Source organism: Ornithinimicrobium tianjinense (genome assembly GCF_014636495.1).
In the GTDB taxonomy this organism is placed as follows: Bacteria; Actinomycetota; Actinomycetes; order Actinomycetales; family Dermatophilaceae; genus Ornithinicoccus; species Ornithinicoccus tianjinensis.
Genome location: NZ_BMEM01000007.1, coordinates 1 through 22,793, shown reverse-complemented (window position 1 = coordinate 22,793; position 22,793 = coordinate 1). Strand labels below are relative to the sequence as shown.

At 72.9% G+C, this 22,793-nt stretch carries 12 protein-coding genes and 1 tRNA gene; 9 read left to right on the top strand and 4 right to left on the bottom strand.

Features of this window, described 5'->3' with window-relative positions; genetic code table 11:
- Window positions 1-10 precede the first annotated feature (10 nt).
- Window positions 11-3,916 carry a Pls/PosA family non-ribosomal peptide synthetase gene (locus IEV65_RS14980; RefSeq protein ID WP_188432174.1) on the top strand — a complete coding sequence of 1,302 codons (3,906 nt, stop codon included), beginning with the start codon at window positions 11-13 and terminating at the stop codon, window positions 3,914-3,916.
- Entirely contained in the window at window positions 3,913-5,208 is a 1,296-nt protein-coding gene (locus tag IEV65_RS14975; protein ID WP_188432172.1) for a M1 family metallopeptidase, read from the top strand. The genes IEV65_RS14980 and IEV65_RS14975 overlap by 4 nt, the downstream gene beginning before the upstream one ends.
- Window positions 5,209-5,211: 3 nt before the next feature.
- On the opposite strand, the gene IEV65_RS14970 is transcribed toward IEV65_RS14975, so the two are convergent.
- Both IEV65_RS14970 and IEV65_RS14965 read right to left on the bottom strand, forming a co-directional pair.
- Complete coding sequence (locus tag IEV65_RS14970) at window positions 5,212-5,652, bottom strand: pyridoxamine 5'-phosphate oxidase family protein (protein ID WP_188432171.1); 441 nt, start codon at window positions 5,650-5,652, stop codon at window positions 5,212-5,214.
- 75 nt (window positions 5,653-5,727) lie between these two features.
- The gene (locus tag IEV65_RS14965) at window positions 5,728-6,993 is read right to left on the bottom strand and encodes an Nramp family divalent metal transporter (protein ID WP_188432169.1); all 1,266 of its coding nucleotides are present in this window, start codon (window positions 6,991-6,993) and stop codon (window positions 5,728-5,730) included.
- 140 nt (window positions 6,994-7,133) lie between these two features.
- On the opposite strand from IEV65_RS14965, the gene fdh reads away from it, so the two are divergent.
- From fdh to nrfD, 3 genes are read left to right on the top strand one after another with little or no spacing between them, the layout of a single operon-like run.
- Window positions 7,134-10,514, top strand: a complete 3,381-nt coding sequence (fdh, locus tag IEV65_RS14960) for a formate dehydrogenase (RefSeq protein WP_188432167.1) — start codon at window positions 7,134-7,136, stop codon at window positions 10,512-10,514.
- A complete protein-coding gene (locus tag IEV65_RS14955) occupies window positions 10,514-11,569 on the top strand; it encodes a 4Fe-4S dicluster domain-containing protein (protein WP_188432165.1) in 1,056 nt (351 codons plus the stop codon). Before fdh ends, IEV65_RS14955 begins: the two co-directional genes overlap by 1 nt.
- Window positions 11,566-12,705 carry an NrfD/PsrC family molybdoenzyme membrane anchor subunit gene (gene nrfD / locus IEV65_RS14950; protein WP_188432163.1) on the top strand — a complete coding sequence of 380 codons (1,140 nt, stop codon included), beginning with the start codon at window positions 11,566-11,568 and terminating at the stop codon, window positions 12,703-12,705. Before IEV65_RS14955 ends, nrfD begins: the two co-directional genes overlap by 4 nt.
- An 86-nt stretch (window positions 12,706-12,791) precedes the next feature.
- Here nrfD and selD read toward each other — a convergent pair whose 3' ends face one another.
- Window positions 12,792-13,823: a selenide, water dikinase SelD gene (selD, locus tag IEV65_RS14945; RefSeq protein WP_371870172.1), complete on the bottom strand. Its 1,032-nt coding sequence runs from the start codon at window positions 13,821-13,823 to the stop codon at window positions 12,792-12,794.
- 29 nt (window positions 13,824-13,852) lie between these two features.
- Here selD and IEV65_RS14940 point away from each other — a divergent pair.
- From IEV65_RS14940 to IEV65_RS14920, 4 genes are all read left to right on the top strand, one after another.
- A tRNA-Sec gene (locus IEV65_RS14940) sits at window positions 13,853-13,948 on the top strand.
- A 45-nt stretch (window positions 13,949-13,993) separates the two neighbouring features.
- On the top strand, window positions 13,994-15,331 hold the full coding sequence (selA, locus tag IEV65_RS14935; protein ID WP_188432159.1) for an L-seryl-tRNA(Sec) selenium transferase: 1,338 nt from the start codon (window positions 13,994-13,996) through the stop codon (window positions 15,329-15,331).
- Window positions 15,328-17,343 carry a SelB domain-containing protein gene (locus IEV65_RS15795; RefSeq protein ID WP_229735334.1) on the top strand — a complete coding sequence of 672 codons (2,016 nt, stop codon included), beginning with the start codon at window positions 15,328-15,330 and terminating at the stop codon, window positions 17,341-17,343. The genes selA and IEV65_RS15795 overlap by 4 nt, the downstream gene beginning before the upstream one ends.
- A 383-nt stretch (window positions 17,344-17,726) precedes the next feature.
- A complete protein-coding gene (locus tag IEV65_RS14920) occupies window positions 17,727-19,919 on the top strand; it encodes a S8 family serine peptidase (RefSeq protein WP_188432157.1) in 2,193 nt (730 codons plus the stop codon).
- A gap of 269 nt (window positions 19,920-20,188) precedes the next feature.
- Here the strand turns inward: IEV65_RS14920 and IEV65_RS14915 are convergent, their stop codons facing one another.
- Window positions 20,189-22,147 carry an HNH endonuclease signature motif containing protein gene (locus tag IEV65_RS14915; protein ID WP_188432155.1) on the bottom strand — a complete coding sequence of 653 codons (1,959 nt, stop codon included), beginning with the start codon at window positions 22,145-22,147 and terminating at the stop codon, window positions 20,189-20,191.
- Window positions 22,148-22,793: the final 646 nt, after the last annotated feature.

Sequence of the window (22,793 nt, the reverse complement as noted above, 5' to 3'; positions counted from 1 at the left end):
CAATCTCCCGGTGACCGTTGCCCTGCCCGTGCCCCCGCCGCTGCTGGCCGGCGACCGCGCGACGGCGCCGCGGACCCTGGTCGACGTCTTCCTGGCGAGCGTCGCGTCCGCCCCCGACGTGCTCGCCGTCGACAGCGGCGTGCAGACCCTCACCTACGCCGAGCTCGAGTCCGCCGCCCGCGAGGTGGCGGCCCGGCTTGCCGAGGTCGGCGTCGGTCGCGGCGGCCGGGTGGGGGTGCGCGTGCGCTCGGGCACCACCGAGCTCTACACCGCCATCCTCGGGATCCTGCTCGCCGGCGCGTCCTACGTCCCGGTCGACGCCGACGACCCGGACGAGCGGGCCCGCGTCGTCTTCGCCGAGGCCGGCGTGGCGGCCGTCGTCAGCCACGACCTGGCGATCACCCCGCGGGCGGGCGGCCACCGCGGCGTGCCCGGCGAGGAGCCGACCCCCGAGGACGACGCCTGGGTGATCTTCACCTCCGGCTCGACCGGGACGCCCAAGGGCGTGGCCGTCACCCACCACAACGCGGCCGCCTTCGTCGACGCGGAGTCGCGCCTGTTCCTGCAGGGCCACCCGATCGGTCCCGCCGACAGGGTGATGGCGGGGCTGTCGGTGGCCTTCGACGCGAGCTGCGAGGAGATGTGGCTGGCCTGGGCGCACGGCGCCTGCCTGGTCCCGGCGCCGCGGTCGCTCGTGCGCGCCGGGGTCGACGTGGGCCCGTGGCTGGTCGCCAACGACATCACGGTGGTCTCCACCGTCCCCACGCTCGTCGCGCTGTGGCCCGCCTCCTCCCTCGCCCGCGTGCGCCTGCTGATCCTGGGCGGCGAGGCCTGCCCGCCCGAGCTCGCGGCCCGCCTCCAGGCCCCGGGCCGCGAGGTGTGGAACACCTACGGCCCCACCGAGGCCACCGTCGTCGCCTGCGCCGCGGTGCTCGACGGGACGTCGCCGGTCCGCATCGGGCTGCCGCTGGACGGCTGGGACCTCGCCGTCGTCGACGAGCAGGAGCAGCCGGTCCCCGAGGGTGCGTCGGGCCAGCTGATCATCGGCGGCGTGGGGCTGGCCCGCTACCTCGACCCGGCCAAGGACGCCGAGAAGTACGCCCCGATGCCCTCGCTCGGCTGGGACCGCGCCTACCGTTCCGGCGACATCGTCGTCAACGACCCCGCCGGGCTGCTCTTCGGCGGTCGGGCCGACGACCAGATCAAGCTCGGCGGCCGCCGCATCGAGCTCGGCGAGATCGACGGTCAGCTGCTGCGCCTGCCCGGCGTGGCCGGGGCCGCCGCCGCGGTCCGCCGCACCGCCTCCGGCAACCAGCTGCTCGTGGGCTACCTCGCCGTCGACGAGACCTACGAGCCCGACACCGCCCAGGCGCTGCTGCGCGAGCGGATGCCGGCCGCCCTGGTGCCCCGCCTGGCCGTGGTCCCGGACATCCCGACCCGCACCTCCGGCAAGGTCGACCGGGACGCGCTGCCCTGGCCGCTGCCCTCGGCCCCCCGCGCCGACGCCTCCGGGCTGACCCCGCTCGAGGCCTGGATCGGCCAGATCTGGGCCGAGGTGCTCGGCGCCGACATCACCGCACCGGAGGATGACTTCTTCGACCTCGGTGGTGGCTCGCTCATGGCCGCGCAGATCGTGGGCCGGCTGCGGGAGCGCTACCCGGAGGTGGCCGTCGGTGACCTCTACAACCACCCCCGCGTCGGCTCGCTCGCCGAGGCCCTGGACGAGCTGGGCACCGGCGGCAGCGCCCGCTCGGACCGGACGGTCTACCCCATACGCCCCAAGACCCAGGTCGGCCAGCTGCTCGCGCTCGTGCCGCTGCGCACGCTGGCGGCCGGCCGCTGGGCGGCCTGGCTCATGCTCGGCTCGACCGCCGCGCACCACCTCCTGGGTATGCCGTTCCTGCCCCCCTTCCCCCGGGCGGTCGCCGTCCTCACCGCCGTGCTCTTCCTCGTGCCGCCGGTGCGCATGGGCCTCGCGGCGCTGCTGATCCGGGCCGTGCTCGACGGCGGCATCGCCCCCGGCACCTACCCGCGCGGGGGCAAGGTCCACCTGCGCCTCTGGCTCGCGACGCGGATCCAGGACGAGCTGGCCGCCATCTCCACGGCCGGCGCGCCCTGGCTGCAGCGCTACGCGCGCGCTCTCGGCTCGGACATCGGCCCCGGGGTCGACCTCCACGCGCTCCCGCCGGTGACCGGGCTGCTGACGCTCGGCGCCCGGTCGGCGGTCGAGCCGGAGGTGGACCTCGGCGGCTACTGGATCGACGGTGACCGGCTCCATGTCGGGCGCGTCCGCGTCGGCGCGCACGCCCGCGTCGGCGCGCGCAGCACCCTCGGTCCGGGCGCCGACGTCGGGGAGGGGGCGGACGTCGCCCCTGGCTCCTGCGTCCTCGGCCCGATCCCTGGTGGGGAGCACTGGGCCGGCTCGCCGGCCGAACGCGTCTCGCGCCGGGCCCCCGGTCCCTGGGCGGCCGCGCCGCCGCCCCCCGGGCGCGGCTGGTGGCTCGGCTACGCCGCCTCGGCGCTCCTCCTCGCCGCGCTGCCCGTGATGGGGGTGCTGGCCGGGCTCGCCGTCGTCGCGCCGCGCGTCGCCGGGGCGGCCGACCTGGCCACCGCGCTGCGGACGGCCCTCCCGTGGCTGCCGCTCGCCGCCCTCGTCGGGTATGCCGTGCTCGCCCTCCTCGTCCTGCTGGTCGTCCGCGGCTGCGCTCCGTGGGTCCGGGCGGGTCACGTGCCGACGCACTCGTGGTCGGGCCTGTGCCTGTGGACCACCTTCCGCGTGCTCGACGAGGCCCGGACCTGGCTGTTCCCGATCTACTCGGCCGCCCTGACCCCGGTGTGGCTGCGCCTGCTGGGCGCGCGCGTCGGCCGCGGCGTCGAGGCATCGACCGTGCTGCTCGTCCCGTCGATGGTCCAGGTCAACGACCATGCCTTCCTCGCCGACGACACGCTCGTCGGCTGCTACGAGCTGGCCGGCGGGTGGATCCGCGTCGAGCCGGTGAAGATCGGCAAGCGCGCCTTCGTCGGCAACTCCGGCATGGTCTCGGCCGGGCGCAAGGTCTCCAAGGAGTCGCTGGTCGCCGTCCTGTCCGCCACCCCGCTGACCCGCAAGGTCAAGGCCGGCACCTCCTGGCTCGGCAGCCCGCCCACCAAGCTGCGGCGCGCCGCGAGCGAGGTCGACCAGAGCCGCACCTACGACCCGCCCACCCGCCTGAAGGTCTACCGCGCCCTGCTGGAGACGGGGAGACTGGCGGCCCTGCTCCTGGCCGTGCTGCTGCATACCTCCGTCGCGGTGACCCTCCTGCTCCTGCTGCGCTGGGACGTCCCCGCCGCCCTGGCGCTCGGCGGTGTCGTCCTGCTCGTGGCCGGTGTCCTGGCCGCGCTGGTCGCCTGGGCGGCCAAGTGGACGATCGTCGGCCGGCACCGGGTCGAGGATCACCCGCTGTGGTCCGGCTTCGTGTGGCGCAACGAGCTGGCCGACACCTTCACCGAGGTGCTCGCCGCGCCGTGGTTCGCCTCCGTGACCCAGGGCACGGTGCTGCTCAACGTGTGGCTGCGGATGCTCGGCGCGACGATCGGGCGTGGAGTGTGGTGCGACACCTACTGGCTGCCCGAGACCGACCTCGTCGAGCTGCGGGCCGGGGCCACCGTCAACCACGGTTGCGTCGTGCAGACCCACCTCTTCCACGACCGCGTGCTGTCCATGGACCGGGTGACGCTGAAGGAGGGCGCCACGCTGGGTCCCAACAGCGTGATCCTGCCCGCCGCGACCATCGGTCGGCACGCGACGGTCGGGCCGGTCTCGCTGGTGATGCGCGGGGAGGCCGTGCCGTCGCAGACCCGCTGGCTGGGCAACCCCATCGGACCGTGGGACGACGTCGACCACCACCGCAGCGACGACAACGAGGAGGACCGGTGAAGGGTGCCGACCCCTACGTGGCCGGGCACGGCGACCTGTCCTTCGACGTGCTCCACCACGACCTGACGCTGACCTACAGCGTGCCCAGCAACAAGCTCGAGGGCGAGGCGGTGCTGCGCTGCCGGGCGACCGAGCGGCTGACCCAGCTGCGCCTGGACCTGCGCCTCGCGCCCTCCCGGGTCACGCTCGGCGGGCGGGCGGCGAAGCGGTTCACGGTCTCCGGCGGCAAGCTGGTGATCACCCTGCCGACGCCTCTGGAAGCGGGTGAGGAGGTCCTCGTCGGCGTCCGCTACTCCGGCAACCCGCGACCGATCGCCAAGCGCGGCCTCGACGCGGCCGGCTGGGAGGAGCTGGCCGACGGCGTCATCGTGGCCTCCCAGCCGCACGGTGCCCCCTCGTGGTTCCCCTGCAACGACCGGCCCTCCGCCAAGGGCACCTACGCGCTGACGTTCACCACCGCGGCCGACTACCACGTGGAGTTCAGCGGCGAGCCGGTCACCGAGCGGCGGCGCGGGGCCACCCGCACCTGGACCTTCCGGCAGACCGAGCCGATCCCGCCCTACCTGGCGACCGTGCAGGTCGGCCGCTACCAGGTCCTGCAGCAGAAGGCCGTCGTCCCGATGCGGGTCGTCGGTCCGGCGGACGTCCGCCGCAACGGCTTCTCGGCCTCCTTCGGCAGGCAGCCGGAGATGATGGCCTTCTTCGTCGACCGCTTCGGCGCCTACCCGTACGCCGGGTACACCGCCGTCATCACCGACGACGCGCTGGAGATCCCGCTGGAGTCGGCCTCGCTGTCGACCTTCGGGCGCAACTTCGCCTCCGCGGACTGGGACAGCGTCCGTCTCGTCGCGCACGAGATGGCCCACCAGTGGTTCGGCAACTCGGTCACGGGGGCCCGCTGGCAGGACATCTGGCTGCACGAGGGCTTCGCCTGCTACGCCGAGTGGCTGTGGTCGGAGGAGTCGGGCGGCAGGAGGGCCCACGAGTGGGCCAGGCACCACCACAAGAAGCTCTCGGACGAGGACCAGCCCGCGCCGCTCGCGGACCCGGGGCCGGACCACATGTTCGACGACTGGGTCTACAAGCGCGGCGCGCTCACCCTGCACGCGCTGCGGCGCGACGTCGGCGACGACCGGTTCTTCGACCTGCTGCGCTCCTGGACGGCCCGCCACCGCGGTGGCTCGGTGAGCACCGAGGACTTCCTCGCCCACTGCACCGAGACCCTGGGGCGCGACGTCACCCCGCTGCTCACCCCGTGGCTGCACCAGACGGCGCTGCCGCCGCTGCGCTGAGGCTCAGCCGCGCTCGGGGAGCATGTGCCGCCAGGGGCGGGCGAGGTGGAACTCGCGGCCGCTGATCTCCTCGACCCGGATCGAGACGACGTTGAACTTCTCCTCGCTGACCCACGGCCGCAAGCGCAGGTTGTCGGTGTCACGCGCCTCGTGACCCTCGAGGATGTGCGCCCGGCCGCGGGCGACGACGCTCCAGGCGGTCTCCTCCTCGTCGCGGATCTCGTCGATCTCGAAGGCGACGTCCTCGTTCATCACCACCCCGAGGAGCTTGGACCCCTCCGCGGTGCGGAAGAGCACGTGGCCCCCCTCGACGGCGTAGTTGACCGGGGCGATGTGGACCTCGTCGGCCAGGTGGTAGGCCATCCGCCCGAACTCCTTGGCCTCCAGCCTGGACCAGCACTCGGCCTCCGACAGGATCCGCAGCGCCTGACGCTCCTCGGACATGTCGACTCCTTCCTACGACGCTGTCAGGCCAGTCTATGACGGGGCGTCGTAGTCGCGCTCGGCGCGCGGTGGGACTCAGGCGCCGATGAACTTCTCCACGGCGTTCTGGATCTGGGTCACGGCCAGCCAGGCGAAGAGCGCCGCGCAGATGGCCATGAGCACGTTGACGACCGGTCCGTTGCGCCACTCCGCAGGCGTGCGGGCGGTGTTGAGGATCCACAGCAGGGTCACGGCCATGAACGGCATGAAGAAGGCGCCGAGCACGCCATACGCGAGGATCAGCCAGACCGGCTGCCCCACGAAGAGCATGATCATCGGGGGGAAGGTCAGCCACAGGATGTAGGCCTTGTACCACTTGCCGCCCAGACGGGTGTCCGGGTGGTCGTCCCCGTGTCCCAGCCGGTGACCGACGAAGTCGGCGAACATCATCGAGACGCCGTTCCAGACGCCGACGAGCGAGGACATGGCGGCGGCCCAGAAGCCGACAAGGAAGAGCTTGCCGGCCCACACGCCGTAGCGGTCGCTCAGGACGGTGGAGAGGTCGAGCAGGCCCTCGTCGCCGGTCTTGACCGCGATGCTGGCGGAGTAGAGCAGCTCGGCGCCGACGATGAGCGTGGAGATGACGAAGATGCCGGTCACGGTGTAGGCGACGGCGTTGTCGAAGCGCATGACGCTCATGTGCTCCGGGCGCGTCCAGCCCTTCTCCCGGATCCAGTAGCCGTAGGCGGCCAGCGTGATCGTGCCGCCGACGCCGCCGGCGACCGAGAGCACGTTGAGCAGGCCGCCCTCGGGGACGACCGGGACGAGACCGGAGAGGATGTCGAGCAGGTTCGGCACCGTCAGGGCCGCCGCGACCACCATGGTGACGAACATGATGCCGACGAGCGCGGCGCAGACCTTCTCGAAGAAGCTGTACTGCCCGAACCAGACCAGCGCCAGCCCGACCAGGCCGGAGATGATGCCCCACCAGGTGACCGAGAGTGCGGGGAAGAGGCTGTGCAGGGGCAGGCCCGTGCCGGCCATCGCGGCGGCGCCGTAGACGAAGCCCCAGATGACGATGTAGGGGCCGAAGTACCAGGTGGTCCACTTCCCGAGGCTGGCCCAGCCCTCGTAGATCGTGTTGCCCGTGGCCAGCGAGTAACGGCCGGCGCCCTCGACGAGGACGACCTTCATGATGCAGCCGACGATGACCGCCCACAGCAGCGCGTAGCCGAACTTCTGGCCGGCGATCACGGTGGCGACGAGGTCGGCGGCACCGACGCCGGTGGCGGCGACGACGAGGCCGGGGCCGATGAGGGACCAGCGCGGTCGACGGGTCGGGGAGTCGGTGGAAGTGGTCACGGGGACGTGGATATCACGGGACGGCCCGGTGGGGGAGCGAGTGAGCGGGTGCTTTGCCAGATCGTGACCTCGGGCCGGTGGGGTCCGGCGTGGTGGACTACGGTGGGATGCGTCACACCGGCACGGCACGTGGAGGACAGATGGCTGGCAACGGATCGTCGTTCCTCGGCTGGCCCGTGCTCCGCCAGCTGGCGAGCGGTGACCTGCTCGGGCGGGGCGCCGCGGTCACGTCGCGGCGGACGCGGGAGACCGAGCCGCGCACCTCGACGGCGGACCGGGTGGTCCAGAGCGTCTGCCCCTACTGCGCCGTGGGCTGCGGGCAGAGGGTGTTCGTCAAGGACGAGAAGGTCGTGCAGATCGAGGGCGACCCCGACTCCCCGGTCAGCCGTGGCCGACTGTGCCCCAAGGGGGCTGCGAGCGAGCAGCTGGTCAACTCCCCGTCCCGCCAGACCGAGGTGCTCTACCGCGCACCCGGCGCCACAGAGTGGCAGCGGATCGACCGGGACACCGCCATCGACATGATCGCCGAGCGCTATCTGGAGTCGCGTCGCAACACCTGGCAGGAGCTCGACGACAAGGGCCGTCGGGTCCGCCGCACCATGGGCATCGCCTCGCTCGGGGGAGCCACCCTCGACAACGAGGAGAACTACCTCATGAAGAAGTTGTACACGGCGACGGGGGCGATCCAGATCGAGAACCAGGCCCGCATTTGACACAGCTCCACGGTTCCCAGTCTGGGAGCCTCGTTCGGGCGTGGCGGCGCCACGCAGTCCCTGCAGGACATGGCCAACGCCGACTGCATCGTCATCCAGGGGTCCAACATGGCCGAGTGCCACCCGGTGGGCTTCCAGTGGGTGGCGGAGGCCAAGGCCAGGGGTGCCCGGGTCATCCACATCGACCCCCGGTTCACGCGCACGTCGGCGATCGCTGACACGCACGTCCCCGTGCGTGCGGGCACCGACGTCGTGCTGCTCGGCGCGATCATCAACCACGTCCTGAGCAACGACCTCTACTTCCACGACTACGTCGTCGCCTACACCAACGCCGCGACGCTCGTCAGCGAGGACTTCGTCGACACCGAGGACCTCGACGGAGTGTTCTCCGGCTACGACCCGCGCACGGGCGCCTACGACAGCGAGTCCTGGGCCTATCAGTCCCGTGCCGAGCCTCAGGTCCCGGACCAGGAGGGCGGGATCCAGGGTCCGACCGGGGACGAGCCGGACGCGAAGACCCGGGCCCACGCCGGCGGCCACACGCTGGGTGCCTCCGGTGCCGCGCTCGAGCACGCCCAGGTGGTGCGCGACGAGACGCTCCAGCACCCCCGCACGGTGTTCCAGATCCTCCGGCGGCACTACCGGCGCTACACGCCGGAGATGGTCCGCGACGTGTGCGGCATACCCGTCGAGCAGTTCCACGAGGTCGCCCGGGCGATCGTGGAGAACTCCGGCCGGGAGCGGACGACGTGCTTCGCCTACGCGCTGGGCTGGACGCAGCACAGCCTGGGGGCACAGTTCATCCGGGCCGCAGCCATCCTGCAGCTGCTGATGGGCAACATGGGCCGTCCGGGTGGCGGGATCATGGCGCTGCGCGGGCACGCCTGCATCCAGGGGTCGACCGACATCCCGACGTTGTTCAACATCCTGCCCGGCTACCTGCCGATGCCCGTCGCCGGCGAGCACGACACCCTCGAGGACTACCTCGCCTCGATCGCCTCCCCGCTGCAGAAGGGGTACTGGACCGAGGCCCCGGCCTACACGGCGAGCCTGCTCAAGGCCTGGTTCGGCGACGCCGCGACACCGGACAACGACTTCTGCTACGACTACCTGCCCCGGCTCACCGGCGCCCACGGCACCTACCAGACGGTGATGGAGATGCTCGACGGCAAGGTCGAGGGCTACTTCGTCGTGGGGCAGAACCCGGCGGTCGGCTCGGCGCACGCCCGGATGCAGAGGCTCGCGCTCGGGCAGCTCAGGTGGCTCGTGGTGCGCGACCTGCAGCTCATCGAGACGGCCACGTTCTGGAAGGACTCGCCCGAGATCGCCACCGGTGAGCTGCGCACCGAGGACATCCGGACGGAGGTCTTCTTCATGCCGGCTGCCACGCACGTGGAGAAGGCGGGGACCTTCACCCAGACCCAGCGGATGCTGCAGTGGCGCCACCAGGCGGTGACCCCGCCGGGCCAGGCGCAGAGCGAGCTGGACTTCTACTACGAGCTGGGCCGGAGGATGCGCGAACGGCTGGCCGGTTCCACCGACGAGCGCGACCGTCCCCTCCTCGACCTGACCTGGGACTACCCCCAGGACGAGCACGGTGAGGTGGACGGCGAGGCGGTCCTGCGCGAGATCAACGGCTACCACCTCACCGGTGACCGGGCGGGCGAGCTGCTGAGCTCGTTCACCGAGATGAGGGCCGACGGCTCCACGTCGGGCGGCTGCTGGATCTACACCGGCGTCTTCGCCGGCGGTGTCAACCGCTCCGCCAACCGGGTCCCGCGCGACCAGCAGGACGAGACCGCCGCGGAGTGGGGGTGGGCCTGGCCGATGAACCGCCGGATCCTCTACAACCGGGCCTCCGCCGACCCCCAGGGTCGACCGTGGAGCGAGCGCAAGAAGTACGTCTGGTGGGACGAGGAGGCCGGCCGGTGGGTCGGCAAGGACGTGCCCGACTTCCCGGCCGACCGCGACCCGTCCTACCGTCCGGCGCCGGACCAGGGCGGCCCTGCGGCGATCTCCGGCGACGACCCGTTCATCATGCAGTCGGACGGCAAGGGCTGGCTGTTCGCGCCCAAGGGCATGGTCGACGGGCCGCTGCCGACCCACTACGAGGCCCAGGAGTCCCCAGTCCGCAACCCGCTCTACACCCAGCAGCGCAACCCCGGTCGGCTGGTCTACCCCCGCAAGGACAACCTGTGGAGCCCTTCGGGCGACGAGCCGGGCAGCGACGTCTACCCCTACGTCTTCACCACCTACCGCCTCACCGAGCACCACACCGCGGGCGGGATGAGCCGGTGGCTGCCCTATCTCTCGGAGCTGCAGCCGGAGATGTTCTGCGAGGTCAGCCCGGAGCTGGCCGCGGAGGTGGGCCTGGAGAACGGCGGCTGGGCCACGATCGTCTCGGCGCGCAGCGCCATCGAGGCCCGGGTGCTGGTCACCGACCGGGTGCGGCCGCTGACCGTCAAGGGCCGGACCCTGCACCAGATCGGCCTTCCCTACCACTGGGGCATCGGCCGGGACGCCGTGGTCGAGGGCGACTCGGCCAACGACCTGCTCGGGCTGGTGCTCGACCCCAACGTGCACATCCAGGAGTCGAAGGTCGCCGCGTGCGACATACGGCCGGGGCGCCGACCCCACGGTGATGCGCTGCTGCGCCTCGTGGAGGAGTACCAGTCGCGGGCGGGCATCACCGCCGTCACCGGCAACGAGCGCCTCGACGAGGTGACACCCGAGATGGCCGCCCGCCGCGCCGCCGCCGGGTCCGGCCAGCAGGCCCCCGCCCCGGACGAGACCGAAGGAGAAGGCTGATGGGTTACCTCGCGCGCCAGCTCGCGGGCCCGACCGACCCCGCGCCGGACGCCGGCTGGACCGAGGCCCCCGAGCGCAAGGGCTTCTTCACCGACACCTCGATCTGCATCGGCTGCAAGGCCTGCGAGGTCGCCTGCAAGGAGTGGAACGCCCTGCCGCTGGACGGGCTGAGCCTGAGCGCCAACTCCTACGACAACACCGGCGGCCTGGGCGCGAGCACCTGGCGGCACGTCGCCTTCGTCGAGCAGAGCCAGGACCGGATCGCGCAGGCTCGGGAGTCCGGCCGGCGCCTCGTGGAGCTCGGGATGCCGGGCGTGGGTGCCCCACCCGCGCGCCGCGAGGCGATGCCTCCCGCGCCGGTGGACGGGCACGGCCCAGACCTGCGGGACATGCTGGCCGCGGCGAACGCCACGACCGTCGAGGGGACGCCGGTGGTGGGTCCGTTGCCGGACTTCCGGTGGCTCATGGCCTCCGACGTCTGCAAGCACTGCACCCACGCGGGCTGCCTCGACGTCTGCCCCACGGGAGCCCTCTTCCGCAGCGAGCACGGCACCGTCGTGGTCCAGGCGGACGTCTGCAACGGCTGCGGCTACTGCGTCGGCGCGTGCCCGTTCGGCGTCATCGAGCGCCGCAGCGACTCGGCCGTCTCCGTGCGTGGTGACGGCCACGTCCCCGACGTGGGCGTCGCCCAGAAGTGCACGCTGTGCTACGACCGGCTCACCGACGACCAGACGCCCGCCTGCGCGCAGACCTGCCCGACGACCTCGATCCGGTTCGGCACCCGCGAGGAGATGGTCGCCATCGCCCGGGAACGCGTCGCCCAGCTTCACCAGCAGGGGTTCACCGAGGCCCGGCTCTACGGCGCCAACGACGACGACGGCGTCGGCGGCACCGGCTCCGTCTTCCTGCTGCTCGACGAGCCCGAGGTCTACGGCCTGCCGCCCGACCCGGTGGTGCCGACCGCCAAGCTCCCCGAGATGTTCCGCACGGCAGGCCTGGCCGGCGTCGGCCTGCTGGGCGCCGCCGCCGTGGCCTTCCTGGGGGGCCGCCGGTGACCACCTCGCCCTTCGACAGCTACCGCCCGCCCGAGGAGGGGAGGCGACGTCGCCGACCCTCCGTCGGGAGCCAGGCGACCGACGCCGCCCGCGACCTGGCCCGCACCGGCCGCACCTGGCTCAACCGCGACGGGGGAGGGCGCCGGGAGGCCCCGGCCGTCCCCGACGCCGAGTTCACCGACTACTACGGCCACCCCGTCATCAAGCCGGTGCCGTGGAAGCACGAGATCCCGGCCTACCTCTTCATCGGCGGCGTCGCTGCGGGCTCCGGACTCATCGCGGCCGGTGCCGCGGCCACCGACCGGCCCGTGCTGCTCCGCAACAGCCGCTACACCGCGATGACGGCGGTCGCCCTGAGCGGCGCGGCGCTCGTCGCTGACCTCGGCCGGCCCGAGCGCTTCCTCAACATGCTGCGCACGGTCAAGCTCACCTCGCCCATGTCGGTGGGCACCTGGATCCTGTCCGGGTATGCCGCTTTCGCCGGCGTGACCACGGCTGCGGAGGCGGCCCGCGCGGTCCGTCTGCCGCGGCGCGGCGCGCTCGCCACCGTGCAGCGGACGCTCGAGATCCTCGACACCCCGGCCACGGTCGGGCAGGCGCTCTTTGGGCCGCCGCTGGCCGCCTACACCGCGGTCCTCCTCTCCGACACGGTGACGCCCGTGTGGTTCGAGAGCCGCTCGCACCTGCCCTTCGTCTTCGTGGCGTCGGCCGCGATGGCCTCGGGCGGCGTGCAGATGGTGCTCGGCCCGACCTCCGAGACCGGCCCGGTCCGCCGCTTCGCGCTCCTGGGGGTGGGCACCGACCTGCTCGCCATGCACCGTCTCGAGCAGCACCTCGACGGGCTCGACCTGCGCGAACCTCTGGAGACCGGCGCGGCCGGGCGCAAGCTGCGTCTGGCCAAGCTCCTGACCGTCGCCGGTGGCGTGGGGACCCTGGTCGCCGGCCGGAGCCGCACGGTGTCCGTCGTCTCCGGGGTCGCGCTCGCCGCAGCCTCGGCTCTGACCCGGTTCGGCATCGTCGAGGCGGGCATCGAGTCCGCGAAGGACCCGCGCTACACGGTGGCCCCCCAGAAGAGGCGCCTCGAGGAACGCCGGCGCCAGGGCAACGTGCACGACAGCATCGTCACCGTCCGGTAGGACGGCCTTCGGCCTGCGTGCCTGCGGCCTGCGTGCTTCGGCCCTTCGGGACAGACCGCTGGAGGTCTCCGATGCCTCGGTGCGGCTCACACCACCTCGAGGAGCACCCCGGCGCCGAACGACCCGGCAGGGAGCGTCTCACCGACGACCGGCGCACCGGGCACCTCGCCGACGACGAGGAGCCCGCCTGAGGTCTGGGCGTCGGCGAGCAGCAGCAGCTCGCCCTCGTCGACGCCCGGGGCCGTCGTCAGGTGCGGGCGGACCCAGTCCAGGTTGCGCCTCGACCCGCCCGGGACGTGCCCGGAGGCGAGCGCCGGACGTGCGCCGTCGAGGTAGGGGACGGCCGCCGCGTCGATCCGTGCCGTCACGCCCGAGGCGCGGCACATCTTGTAGAGGTGCCCCAGCAGACCGAAACCGGTGACGTCAGTGGCCGAGCGCACCCCGGCCGCGAGCGCGGCGAGCGAGGCGTCCCGGTTGAGGGACGCCATACTCTCCACGGCCTCCTGGCTCACCTCGCCGGTGGACTTGGCGCGGTTGTTGAGGACGCCCACCCCCAGCGGCTTGGTGAGGCTGATCGGGAGTCCCGGCTGCGCCGCGTCGTTGCGCATCAAGCGCTCAGGATCAGCGGTGCCGGTCACCGCCATCCCGTAGATCGGCTCCGGCGCGTCGATGCTGTGCCCGCCGATCACCGGGCACCCAGCGGACGTGGCGACGTCGCGACCGCCGCGCAGCACCTCGCGCAGCAGGTCCGTGCTGATGACGTCGCGTGGCCACCCGACGAGGTTGATGGCCATGACGGGGGTGCCGCCCATCGCGTAGATGTCCGACAGCGCGTTGGCGGCGGCGATCCGTCCCCAGTCGTAGGGGTCGTCCACGACGGGCGTGAAGAAGTCCGCGGTGGACAGCACCGCCACGCCCCCGTCGATGCGGACCGCTGCCGCGTCGTCGCCGTCGTCGAGGCCGACGAGCACCTCCGCGTCGGGCAGGGGCTGCGCGCCCGGCAGGGGCTGCGCGGCCCGAAGACCGGCCACGATCTGCTCGAGCTCGCCGGCGGGGATCTTGCACGCGCAGCCTCCGCCCTTGGCGAACTGCGTCAGTCGGATGGGCTCCACGGCCACACTCTAGGCGTGTGTCTAGGCTGTGCTGTGGAGGCGTCTGGGTTCCTGGTGGGCCCCCCGGTCTTCAACACCGGTGAGGCCGAGCATCTCGGCCTGGCGGGTTCGATTCCCGTCCGCCTCCGCCAGCTAACCGCGGGTGACCTTCCCCGCGTGCGGAAGGGAGCACGAGCGTGAGCCAGACCGACCCGCGTCGCGCGGTGCCGCGCACCGACACGCTGCTCGCGAGCCCACCGCTCGCGGCCGCCGCGCAGCGCCTCGGCCGTCCCTGGGTGCGCGCGGCGGTCACGGCGGCGCAGGACCGCGCGCGACGCGGGGAGATCGCGCCGGACGAGGTCGCCGAGGCGGCCCTGCGCGCCCTGCCTGCGCGAGCCTCGTCGCTGTCCTCGGTCCTCAACGCGACCGGCGTCGTGGTGCACACCAACCTCGGCCGTGCGCCCCTGTCCGACGCCGCCGTCGACGCCGTCGTCGACGCCGCGGGCTACGTCGACGTCGAGCTGGACCTGGACACCGGGCTGCGCGGCCGCCGGGGCGCCGGGGTGCTCGCGGCGCTCGGCGAGGCCGTGCCGTCGGCGGGCGGTGCGCTCGTGGTCAACAACGGTGCAGCCGCTCTGCTGCTGGCCACGACGACGCTCGCTGCCGGACGCGAGGTCGTCGTCTCCCGCGGCGAGCTGGTCGAGATCGGGGACGGGTTTCGTCTCCCCGACCTGATCGCCTCGACCGGCGCGCGGCTGCGGGAGGTCGGGACCACCAACCGCACCCACCTCCGCGACTACACCGACGCGGTCGGTCCCGAGACCGGCTGCGTGCTCAAGGTGCACCCGAGCAACTTCCGCGTCGACGGTTTCGTCTCCTCCGTGGGCGTGGAGAGCCTTCGGGACCTGCGCCGTCCTGACGGCAGCCACGTGCCCCTGGTCGCCGACATCGGCTCCGGGCTGCTGGCCCCCGACCCGGCCCTGCCCGACGAGCCGGACGCGTCCACCGTCCTGCGTGCCGGGGCCACCATCGTCACGGCGAGCGGTGACAAGCTGCTGGGCGGACCGCAGGCGGGACTCATCCTGGGTGACGCGGACGTCGTGGAGCGCCTGCGGCGGCACCCGCTCGCGCGCGCGCTGCGGGTCGACAAGCTCACGCTGGCGGCGCTGGAGGCGACCGTGCGCGGCCCCGCCACCCCGGTCCACGACGCGCTGCACGCCTCGGCCGACAGCCTGCGGGCGCGGGCTGAGCGGCTCGCCGTCGCCCTGGGGCGCGAGGTGGTGGCGGTCAGCGGACGCGTCGGAGGTGGCGGGGCGCCCGGCGTGCCGCTGCCCGGGTGGGCCGTGGAGATCCCGGTCGCCGCTGTCGAGCGGCTCCGTCGGCCGGCGGGTCGGCTGCCCGTCGTCCTCGCTCGCGTGGACGACGGACAGGGACTGGTGGACGTGCGCTGCATACCCCCCTCCCGGGACGGCGACCTCCGGAAGGCGCTGGAGGCCGCGCTCGGCGGCGACGAGCTCCCCTCGCAGACGCCATGAGGCGCGTGCTCGCCACCGCGGGGCACGTCGACCACGGCAAGTCCACTCTCGTCCGCGCGCTGACGGGGCGGGACCCGGACCGGTTGGCCGAGGAGAAGGCGCGTGGCCTGACGATCGAGCTGGGGTTCGCGTGGACGCGGTTGCCGGGGGGTGCCGACGTCGCGTTCGTGGACGTCCCGGGTCATCAACGGTTCGTGGGGACGATGCTCGCCGGGCTCGGCCCGGCGCCGGCCGTGGTCTTCGTCGTGGCCGCCGACCAGGGGTGGCAGGCGCAGAGCTCGGAACACCTGGCTGCCGTCCAGGCTCTCGGCATCACGGACGGTGTCCTCGTCATCACCCGCTGCGACCTGGCTGAACCCGGACGTCCGGCGGAGGTGCTGGCCGATGCCGCTGAGCGGCTGGCGGGGGCCGGGCTCGAGGCACCGGCGGTCGGCGTGTCGGCCACGACAGGGGAGGGCATGGCGGCGCTGCGATCGGCCCTGGACGAGCTGGTGACCAGGACGCCCAGCCCCGACCCCGGCGCGCCGGTGCGGCTGTGGTGCGACAGGTCGTTCACGGTGGCGGGGGCGGGCACCGTCGTGACCGGCACCCTCGGCGCCGGCATCCTGAGGACCGGTGACCACCTCACCCTGCTCTCCGGCGGCCAGGCCGGCGGGGTCGTCGTCCGCGCGCTGCACAGCCAGGACGTCGCTCACGACGCGGTCGGGCCGGTCTCCCGCGTCGCCGTGAACCTGCGCCGCCTCCCGTCCCCCAGTCCCGGGCGGGGCGCCGTGCTGCTGACGCCCGGGGCCTTCGCGGTGGCCGAGGTCGTCGACACGACGATCGAGCCGGTGGGTCACACGACGGCAGCCCCCGCCCAGGCCATGCTGCACGTCGGGTCGGCCGACCACCCGGTGCACGTCCGGCCGCTCGGCTCTCGGCACGCCCGCCTGAGCCTCCGCTCCCCGCTGCCCTGGCACGCGGGGGACCGGGCGATCGTCCGCGACCCCGGGACCCACCGCCTGTGGTCCGTGCAGGTGGTGGACGTGGATCCTCTTCCGCTGCGGCGGCGTGGCGCGGCGCTCCGGCGCGCCGGCGACCTCGAGGGCGGCCATCTCGAGGGCGGCCATGTCGAGGGCGGCCATGTCGAGGGCGGCCATCTCGTGGGCGGCCATCTCGTGGGCGGCCATCTGGAGGGCGGCCACCTCGAGGGCGGCCATCTCGAGGGCGGCCACCTCGAGGGCGGCCATCTCCCGGCGAAGGTCACCCCCGCGGCTGTCGCCCTGTCGGACGTCCGGCTACGGTCCCGCGGCGCGGAGCACGCCACGACCTTCGCGCGCCTGGGCCTGCCGACCCCGACGGTGGGCACCCGGCTGGAGGGGTGGTGGGTCGACGACGAGGTGCTCGCCGCGTGGACAGCGCAGGTAGGTGAGCGGGTCCGGGCACACCACCGGGACCACCCGCTCAGCCAGGGGATGACGCTCGCGGAGGTCGCCCACCTCATCGACCTGCCTCATCATCTGCGGCATCACCTGCGCGATCATCTGCGGCGGCCCGTGGCGGGTGGCGGCGGGCTGCCCGCGGACGTCCCTGCGCTCGTGCCGGCCCTCGTGCGGCGGCTCGTCGACGAGGCAGGGCTGGCCGTGACCGAGGGCCGCGTCCTGCCGCCGGACACCGGTGGGCTGGGCCCCGCGGAGCGAGCCGTCGCCACCCTTGAGGCGCGGCTGCGTAAGGCGCCCTTCGATGCCCCGGAACGGGATGAGCTGCGTGAGCTGGGGCTGGGTCCCGTCGAGCTGGCCGCCGCCGTGCGCCTCGGCCGTCTGGTGCGCGTGTCGGAGGACATCGTGCTCCTGCCCGACGCCCCCGCTCGCGCGATGCGTGAGCTGGCGAGCCTGGACCAACCCTTCACGCTGGGCGAGGCCCGCCAGGCGCTCGGCACCACCCGCCGGGTGGCAGTCCCGCTGCTCGAGCACCTGGACGCCCGCGGGTGGACCAGACGGATCGACTCTCAGCTGCGCAGCGTCGTCCGCTGAGTCCCAAGAAGATCCGCAGGACCTCTCCGAGCCAGGCCCGACTGAGGCCGGTGGGCAGCCGTGACCGGCCACCGTGCAGGTGACGGACCCGAGGCGGAGGGCAACGGCATACCGACGCTGCCAAAGACCGCCTGAGCCTCAACCGCGCGCTCCGACCCCTCAGCCGCGCGCTCCGACCTCTCTGCCGCGTGCTCCGACGGCTCAACCGCGCGGCTGGGTGCCTCTGTCAACTGTGAATGCTCGCACTTCGGCGCCCAGTGACCTAGTGTCGCGGCGGTCCCCTTTCACCTGCGGGTCGGGGCACGCCAACGGAGGCGTGCCGACGGTGGGGACCCTGACGGAAGGTAGCTGCAGTGACGTCACGTAACTCCCGGTCTCTCGTGATGGCCGGACTCCTCTCGCTCGCCCTGGCCGGTTCGGGCCTGGCCTCCGCCGGGGCGGCCGGGTCGGCCGCAGGCAACCCGAACACCGACGGCTCGACCAGCGCGCCCGGCCAGGACCGGACGAGCGCAATCGTCGTCCTCACCGGTGCTCCGCTGGCGACCGCGAGCCACGTCGACCGCGACACCAACGGGAAGATCCGCCTCGACGCGAGGAACACGCGCGCGACCCGCGCCGAGCTGAACGCTGAGAAGAACGCCTTCCGGAAGTGGCTCCGGGTCAACGCCCCGAAGGCGCAGGTGACGAGCAGCTACGACATCTCGCTGAACGCCGTGGCGGTGCAGCTCAACGGCACTCCGCTGGAGACCCTGCGCACCGCGCCCGGCGTGACGGCCGCGGACTACCAGGGGATCTACCACGCCACCGCGCACGAGGACCCGGACCTGGCCCTGATCGACACGCTGGAGGGCTGGGCGGTGGCCGGCGCCACCGCGGTCGGCGGCGACCCGTCCACCTGGGCGGGCCACGGCATCAAGGTCGGCATCATCGACACCGGCATCGACCCCGACCACCCGTGCTTCGACGACTCCCTCTACCCGGCGGCCGCCCAGACGGGTGACCCGGCGCTCACGAACAACAAGGTCATCGTCGCGAAGATCTTCCACCACAAGGCCAAGCAGCTGGGCTTCACCGCCGCTGACCACGAGGGTCACGGCACGCACGTCGCCGGCACGGTCGGCTGCAACCCGCACACCCCGGCCGTGGTCGGTGGCGCCGAGATCGGCTACGACCCCACCGGCGTGGCGCCGGGCGTGCTGCTCGGCAACTACAACGTGCTGCCCAACGGCAACGGCAGCAGCGAGGACATCCTCAACGGTATGGAGGCCGCCGTCGCCGACGGCATGGACGTGCTGAACATGTCGCTCGGTGGTGGCTACTCGGGCGTGCAGGACCTGATGGCCATGGCCGTCGACAACATCGACCGGGCCGGGGTCGTCGTCGCGGTGGCCGCGGGCAACGACGGTCCGGGTGCCTCGACGACCGGGTCGCCGGGTCGTGCGGAGCGTGCGCTCACCGTGGGTGCCTCGACCGTGGGCCAGTTCGTGGGCGTGCCGGTCAGCTCCGGTGGCGCGCAGGTCAGCGTCGCCGCCGTGGGTGAGTTCCCCGTGCCGGCGACCGACCTGACCGCCCCGCTCGGCGTCGTGGACGCCGTCGCGGGTGCGACCAACCCGCTGGGTCTGGGTTGTGGGCCCATCGCGGAGGACCTCACCGGCCAGATCGCGCTGATCAGCCGCGGGTCGTGCTCGTTCGGCACGAAGGTCGCCAACGCGGAGGCCAGGGGCGCGGTCGCCGCGATCATCGTGAACAACATCCCCGGAGACCCGATCTCGATGGCCGGTGACCCGGCTGCTCCCAGCACCATCCCGGCCGTCCAGTCCGGCCTGGGCGACCGTGACGCGCTGATGGCGCTCGACGGTCAGGACGTGGTGATCGGCAGCCAGAGCACCTACACCCAGACCGGCTTCGACAACATCCTCGCCGGATTCTCGTCCTGGGGCCCGACCCGGGTGGACCACCTGGTCAAGCCCGACGTCGTCGCGCCCGGCGTCAACGTCCTGTCGGCGCAGCCGCTGTCCTTCTGCGCCGAGGACGCCTGGGTCGACGCCGAGGGCTGCTGGGCGTTCTACCAGGGCACGTCGATGGCCACCCCGCACGTCGCCGGCATGGCCGCCGTGGTGCGCGCTGTCCACGCTGACTGGGATGCCTGGCAGGTCCGCTCGGCGATCGCCAACACGGCCAAGATCGACGGGGTGACCCAGACCAACGCGATCACCCAGGTCGAGACGAACGTGCAGAAGGTCGGCAACGGTCTGGCCGACCTCGACGCCGCAGTCACCGCGCCGCTCGCCTTCAGCCAGACCACGCTGTCCTTCGGTGCGGTTCCTTCGGGCAGCGGCAAGGCCACGAGCACGACGGTCACCGTGTCGAACCTGTCCGGTGCGGACGCCACCTTCCCGGTGTCGGTGTCGGGTGCCGGCTTCACGGCCGACGTCGAGTCGGTCACCGTCCCGGCGGACGGCTCCGCAACCATCACGGTCACGTTCGCCCCGGTCAAGGGCGAGGTGGCCGGTGCCAAGCAGGCTCACCTGTATGTCGGTGACTCCCACCTCGCGATGTTCGCCCTCGTGCAGTGAGCCATCCGGGTGGGCCGGGTCTACCTGCCGAGAGCTGCCTCTCTCCTGACTGATCCGCACCACCTGAGCAACGCGGTCCGCCCGTCCCCCGGACCGCCTGCCGACGCGGTTTCCCCTGAGCCGCGCGTAGCCCCCGCCAGCTCGTGCTGGCGGGGGCTCTCGGCGTCTCGGCGGCCTAGCCTCGGCGGGTCTCGGAGCCTCGGCGGGTCTCGGGGCCTCCGCGGGTCTCGGGGTCTCGGCGTCTCGGGACTGGGAACCAGGTGCGGCGCTCAGAACGGCGGCGGGTCGGTGGTGGATGCGGGGTCCTCGCTCGGGTCGCTGGCTTTCTCGCCCGGGTCGCTGGCTTTCTCGCTCGGGTCGCCGCCTTTCTCGCTCGGGTCGCCCGATTCCTCGGGCCGGGTGAACGGGTCCGTCCAGTGCGTCGAGTCGAGCATCGTGCTGGCGGGCGTAGCGACGATGTCCTCCGGCGAAGGGGTGGCGGGGTGCGAGCCCGAGATCTTGGCGCCGTCCCGGAGCCGGGTGTGGCGGAGCCAGATGACCGGGTGAGGGCCGGTGAGATAGCTGGTGTCGCTGTCCGGGTCGTCGTCCGGCGCCTCGAGACGCTCGCCGCGCTGCCGGGCGGTGAGTGCGGCATACGTGAGCAGGCTGGCCAGGTGACGTCGGTCCCCGGGACCGAGCGGCGTGAGCTCGGGTCCGTCCGGATCGTCGGTCGATCGGGCCTGGGCCGGGATGCCTGAGGTGAGGTACTGCCGGTAGTCGTGGGCGCGGGTGCGGTAGACCCGCTGCCAGAAGGTCGTCCACGTGACGTCCCGGCGACCGTTGATCACGGCATCCCAGTCGCCCGCGGTCTTGGCGTGGTGCGTTGCGGTGTCGAGGGCCTGCAGGTTGCCTTCGGCCGTCGCCCCTCCGGACCCGTAAGGACGGACGTGGTCGAGCTGGCTGTCGCGTGCCGGTGCCGCGGCGCCTGGGCCCCGGGAGAGGACGTCCGCCGCGATGATCTGCTCGCGCATCGCGGCATCAGGTCGATAGCGTGCGACGGACCGCTCGATGCAGCGACCGTCGGCGTGGTCGAAGAGGATGCGCGACAGAGTGGTCCCGGGCGCCAGGGCAGCAGCGCGCAGCTGCGGTCCGGTGAGGAACAGGGGATGTCGCCCCAGCACCCGACCGATGCCTTCACGCACGGAGGGTCCTGTGTCGTTCTCGCCGACGCCAGGGCTCCGGAGCACTGGCCGCCCGGTGAGGGCGTCCCACGGGACGATCACCTGCAGGTGGTAGGCGGGGGTCCCGTTGACCACCTGGGCGATACGCGACAGGTCGGCCGGGCTCAGGAGGTCCCAGTCCGGCTCGTTGAGGCGCGGGTCCCGGGCGTTCGCCGGGCCCTCGTCCGCCGCATGGTGAGGACCTTCGCCGGTGGAACCAGAGGTCGTGCCGCTCGTGCCGCTCGTCTCGGGTCTTGCTCCCGTGTGCGACGGCAGATCGATGCGGCCGTGGAGCAGCAAGGCCCGGGCGACGTCTGAACGTAGCTGTGCCTCGGTGCGCGGGTCGCCCGTCGCACGCAACCGCTTGGCCATGGAGGCAAGGTGATCCAGGCAAGCCGTCGTGCTCGCGGCATCCCCGGTGATGACGATCTGGCCGGTGCCGTCATCGTCGACGATGCCGTAGGCGTCGCGGGCGTCGTGCGCTGCCGACGGCTCCCGACGCCGACGATCGGGATCGTCGGCGTGGTGGCGGGCGATCTCCTGGGCGAGTGCCTGGTGGTACTGCTGGGCGGGCCACGGCGTGGTGCGGAGCGCCCCGTCAGGGTCGAGCCGGTCGGCGTGAGCCTGCTCGGGCTCGATGTCCGTGGCGAGCAAGGTGTTCGCGACAGCGGCCGCTCCCTCCGGCGTCAGGCGACGCGCAGCCCGCCAGTAGGCCTCCACCTGAGCCCAGGTCACGATGGCGGCCTGCAGCCCCTGCACGACCGCAGCGCGCACCGGCGCCGGGGCCAGCGCGATGGCGACGAGCTCGCGCGAACGCCCCCGGCCCCATCCCGTCAGCGTCGCCACCTCGCCGGCGGTCACCGACTTGGCCCGGGCGCGCCACCGGTCGCGTCGGGTCTTGGACAGCTCGCCAGGCTCAGAGACACCCTCGAGCTCGAGCAGCTTCTCTGCCGTGCGCGCGGCGAGCTCTCCGGCCGCTCGTAGGCGGGCGGCGTCGAGCTGGCAGGTGAGCGTGTGCAGGGCAGCCACCGCGCCGAGGCACTCTTCACCTGGTCGCTCCACGGCCCCCCGGGCGGGTGTGCCCTCGTGATCACGGTCAGGCGCTGCTGCGTGGGGTACGAAGTGGCGCGCTCGACCCAGCAGGTCCGCGGGCGTCCGCTCTGCGAGGGGCCGCTCCGCGGGGTGGTCCTGAGACGGTTCTGCATGCCGGACCCGGTCGGGCAGGCGGCGCAGGGCTGCGGCGTCGATGCGGACCACTCCATCCAGACCGACGGAGGTCCCGTGATGCCAGCGCGCGGGCACGAACTCCCGCACGACCAGAGTGTCGTCTCGCCGCGCCTGCTCCAGCACCGGTGCCAGCAACGCCAGCCGTGCGTCGTCCCTGGCGGGCAGTGCCTCCGCGGTCTCGTCGGGTGTCCCCTCCATGGCCATCCCTCCCTCGGCCTGTCGATGGACCCAGTTTAGAACAAGCGTCTGATCCTGGCTCGCTGAACACGCCGATTCTGTGGACAAACATTCGATGTCGCGCCATGTCCGCCTGCGTCTCGCCCTCGCGCGGTTATCGCGTCAGGAGGCGAGGGTGACGTAGACGGGGAGGCGTCTCTCCGTGACGAGATGGCGGCCGGCCGGAGATGGCGACGGTGCCTGACGGAGGTGGCGAGGGGGTCCGTGTCCG

What these genes read in the sequence shown, in the direction of transcription:
- IEV65_RS15795 (WP_229735334.1), top strand. Translation starts at nt 15,328, where the DNA reads ATGAGGCGCGTGCTCGCCACCGCGGGGCACGTCGACCACGGCAAGTCC.
- IEV65_RS14955 (WP_188432165.1), top strand. Translation starts at nt 10,514, where the DNA reads ATGGGTTACCTCGCGCGCCAGCTCGCGGGCCCGACCGACCCCGCGCCG.
- IEV65_RS14920 (WP_188432157.1), top strand. Translation starts at nt 17,727, where the DNA reads ATGGCCGGACTCCTCTCGCTCGCCCTGGCCGGTTCGGGCCTGGCCTCC.
- IEV65_RS14970 (WP_188432171.1), bottom strand. Translation starts at nt 5,652, where the DNA reads ATGTCCGAGGAGCGTCAGGCGCTGCGGATCCTGTCGGAGGCCGAGTGC.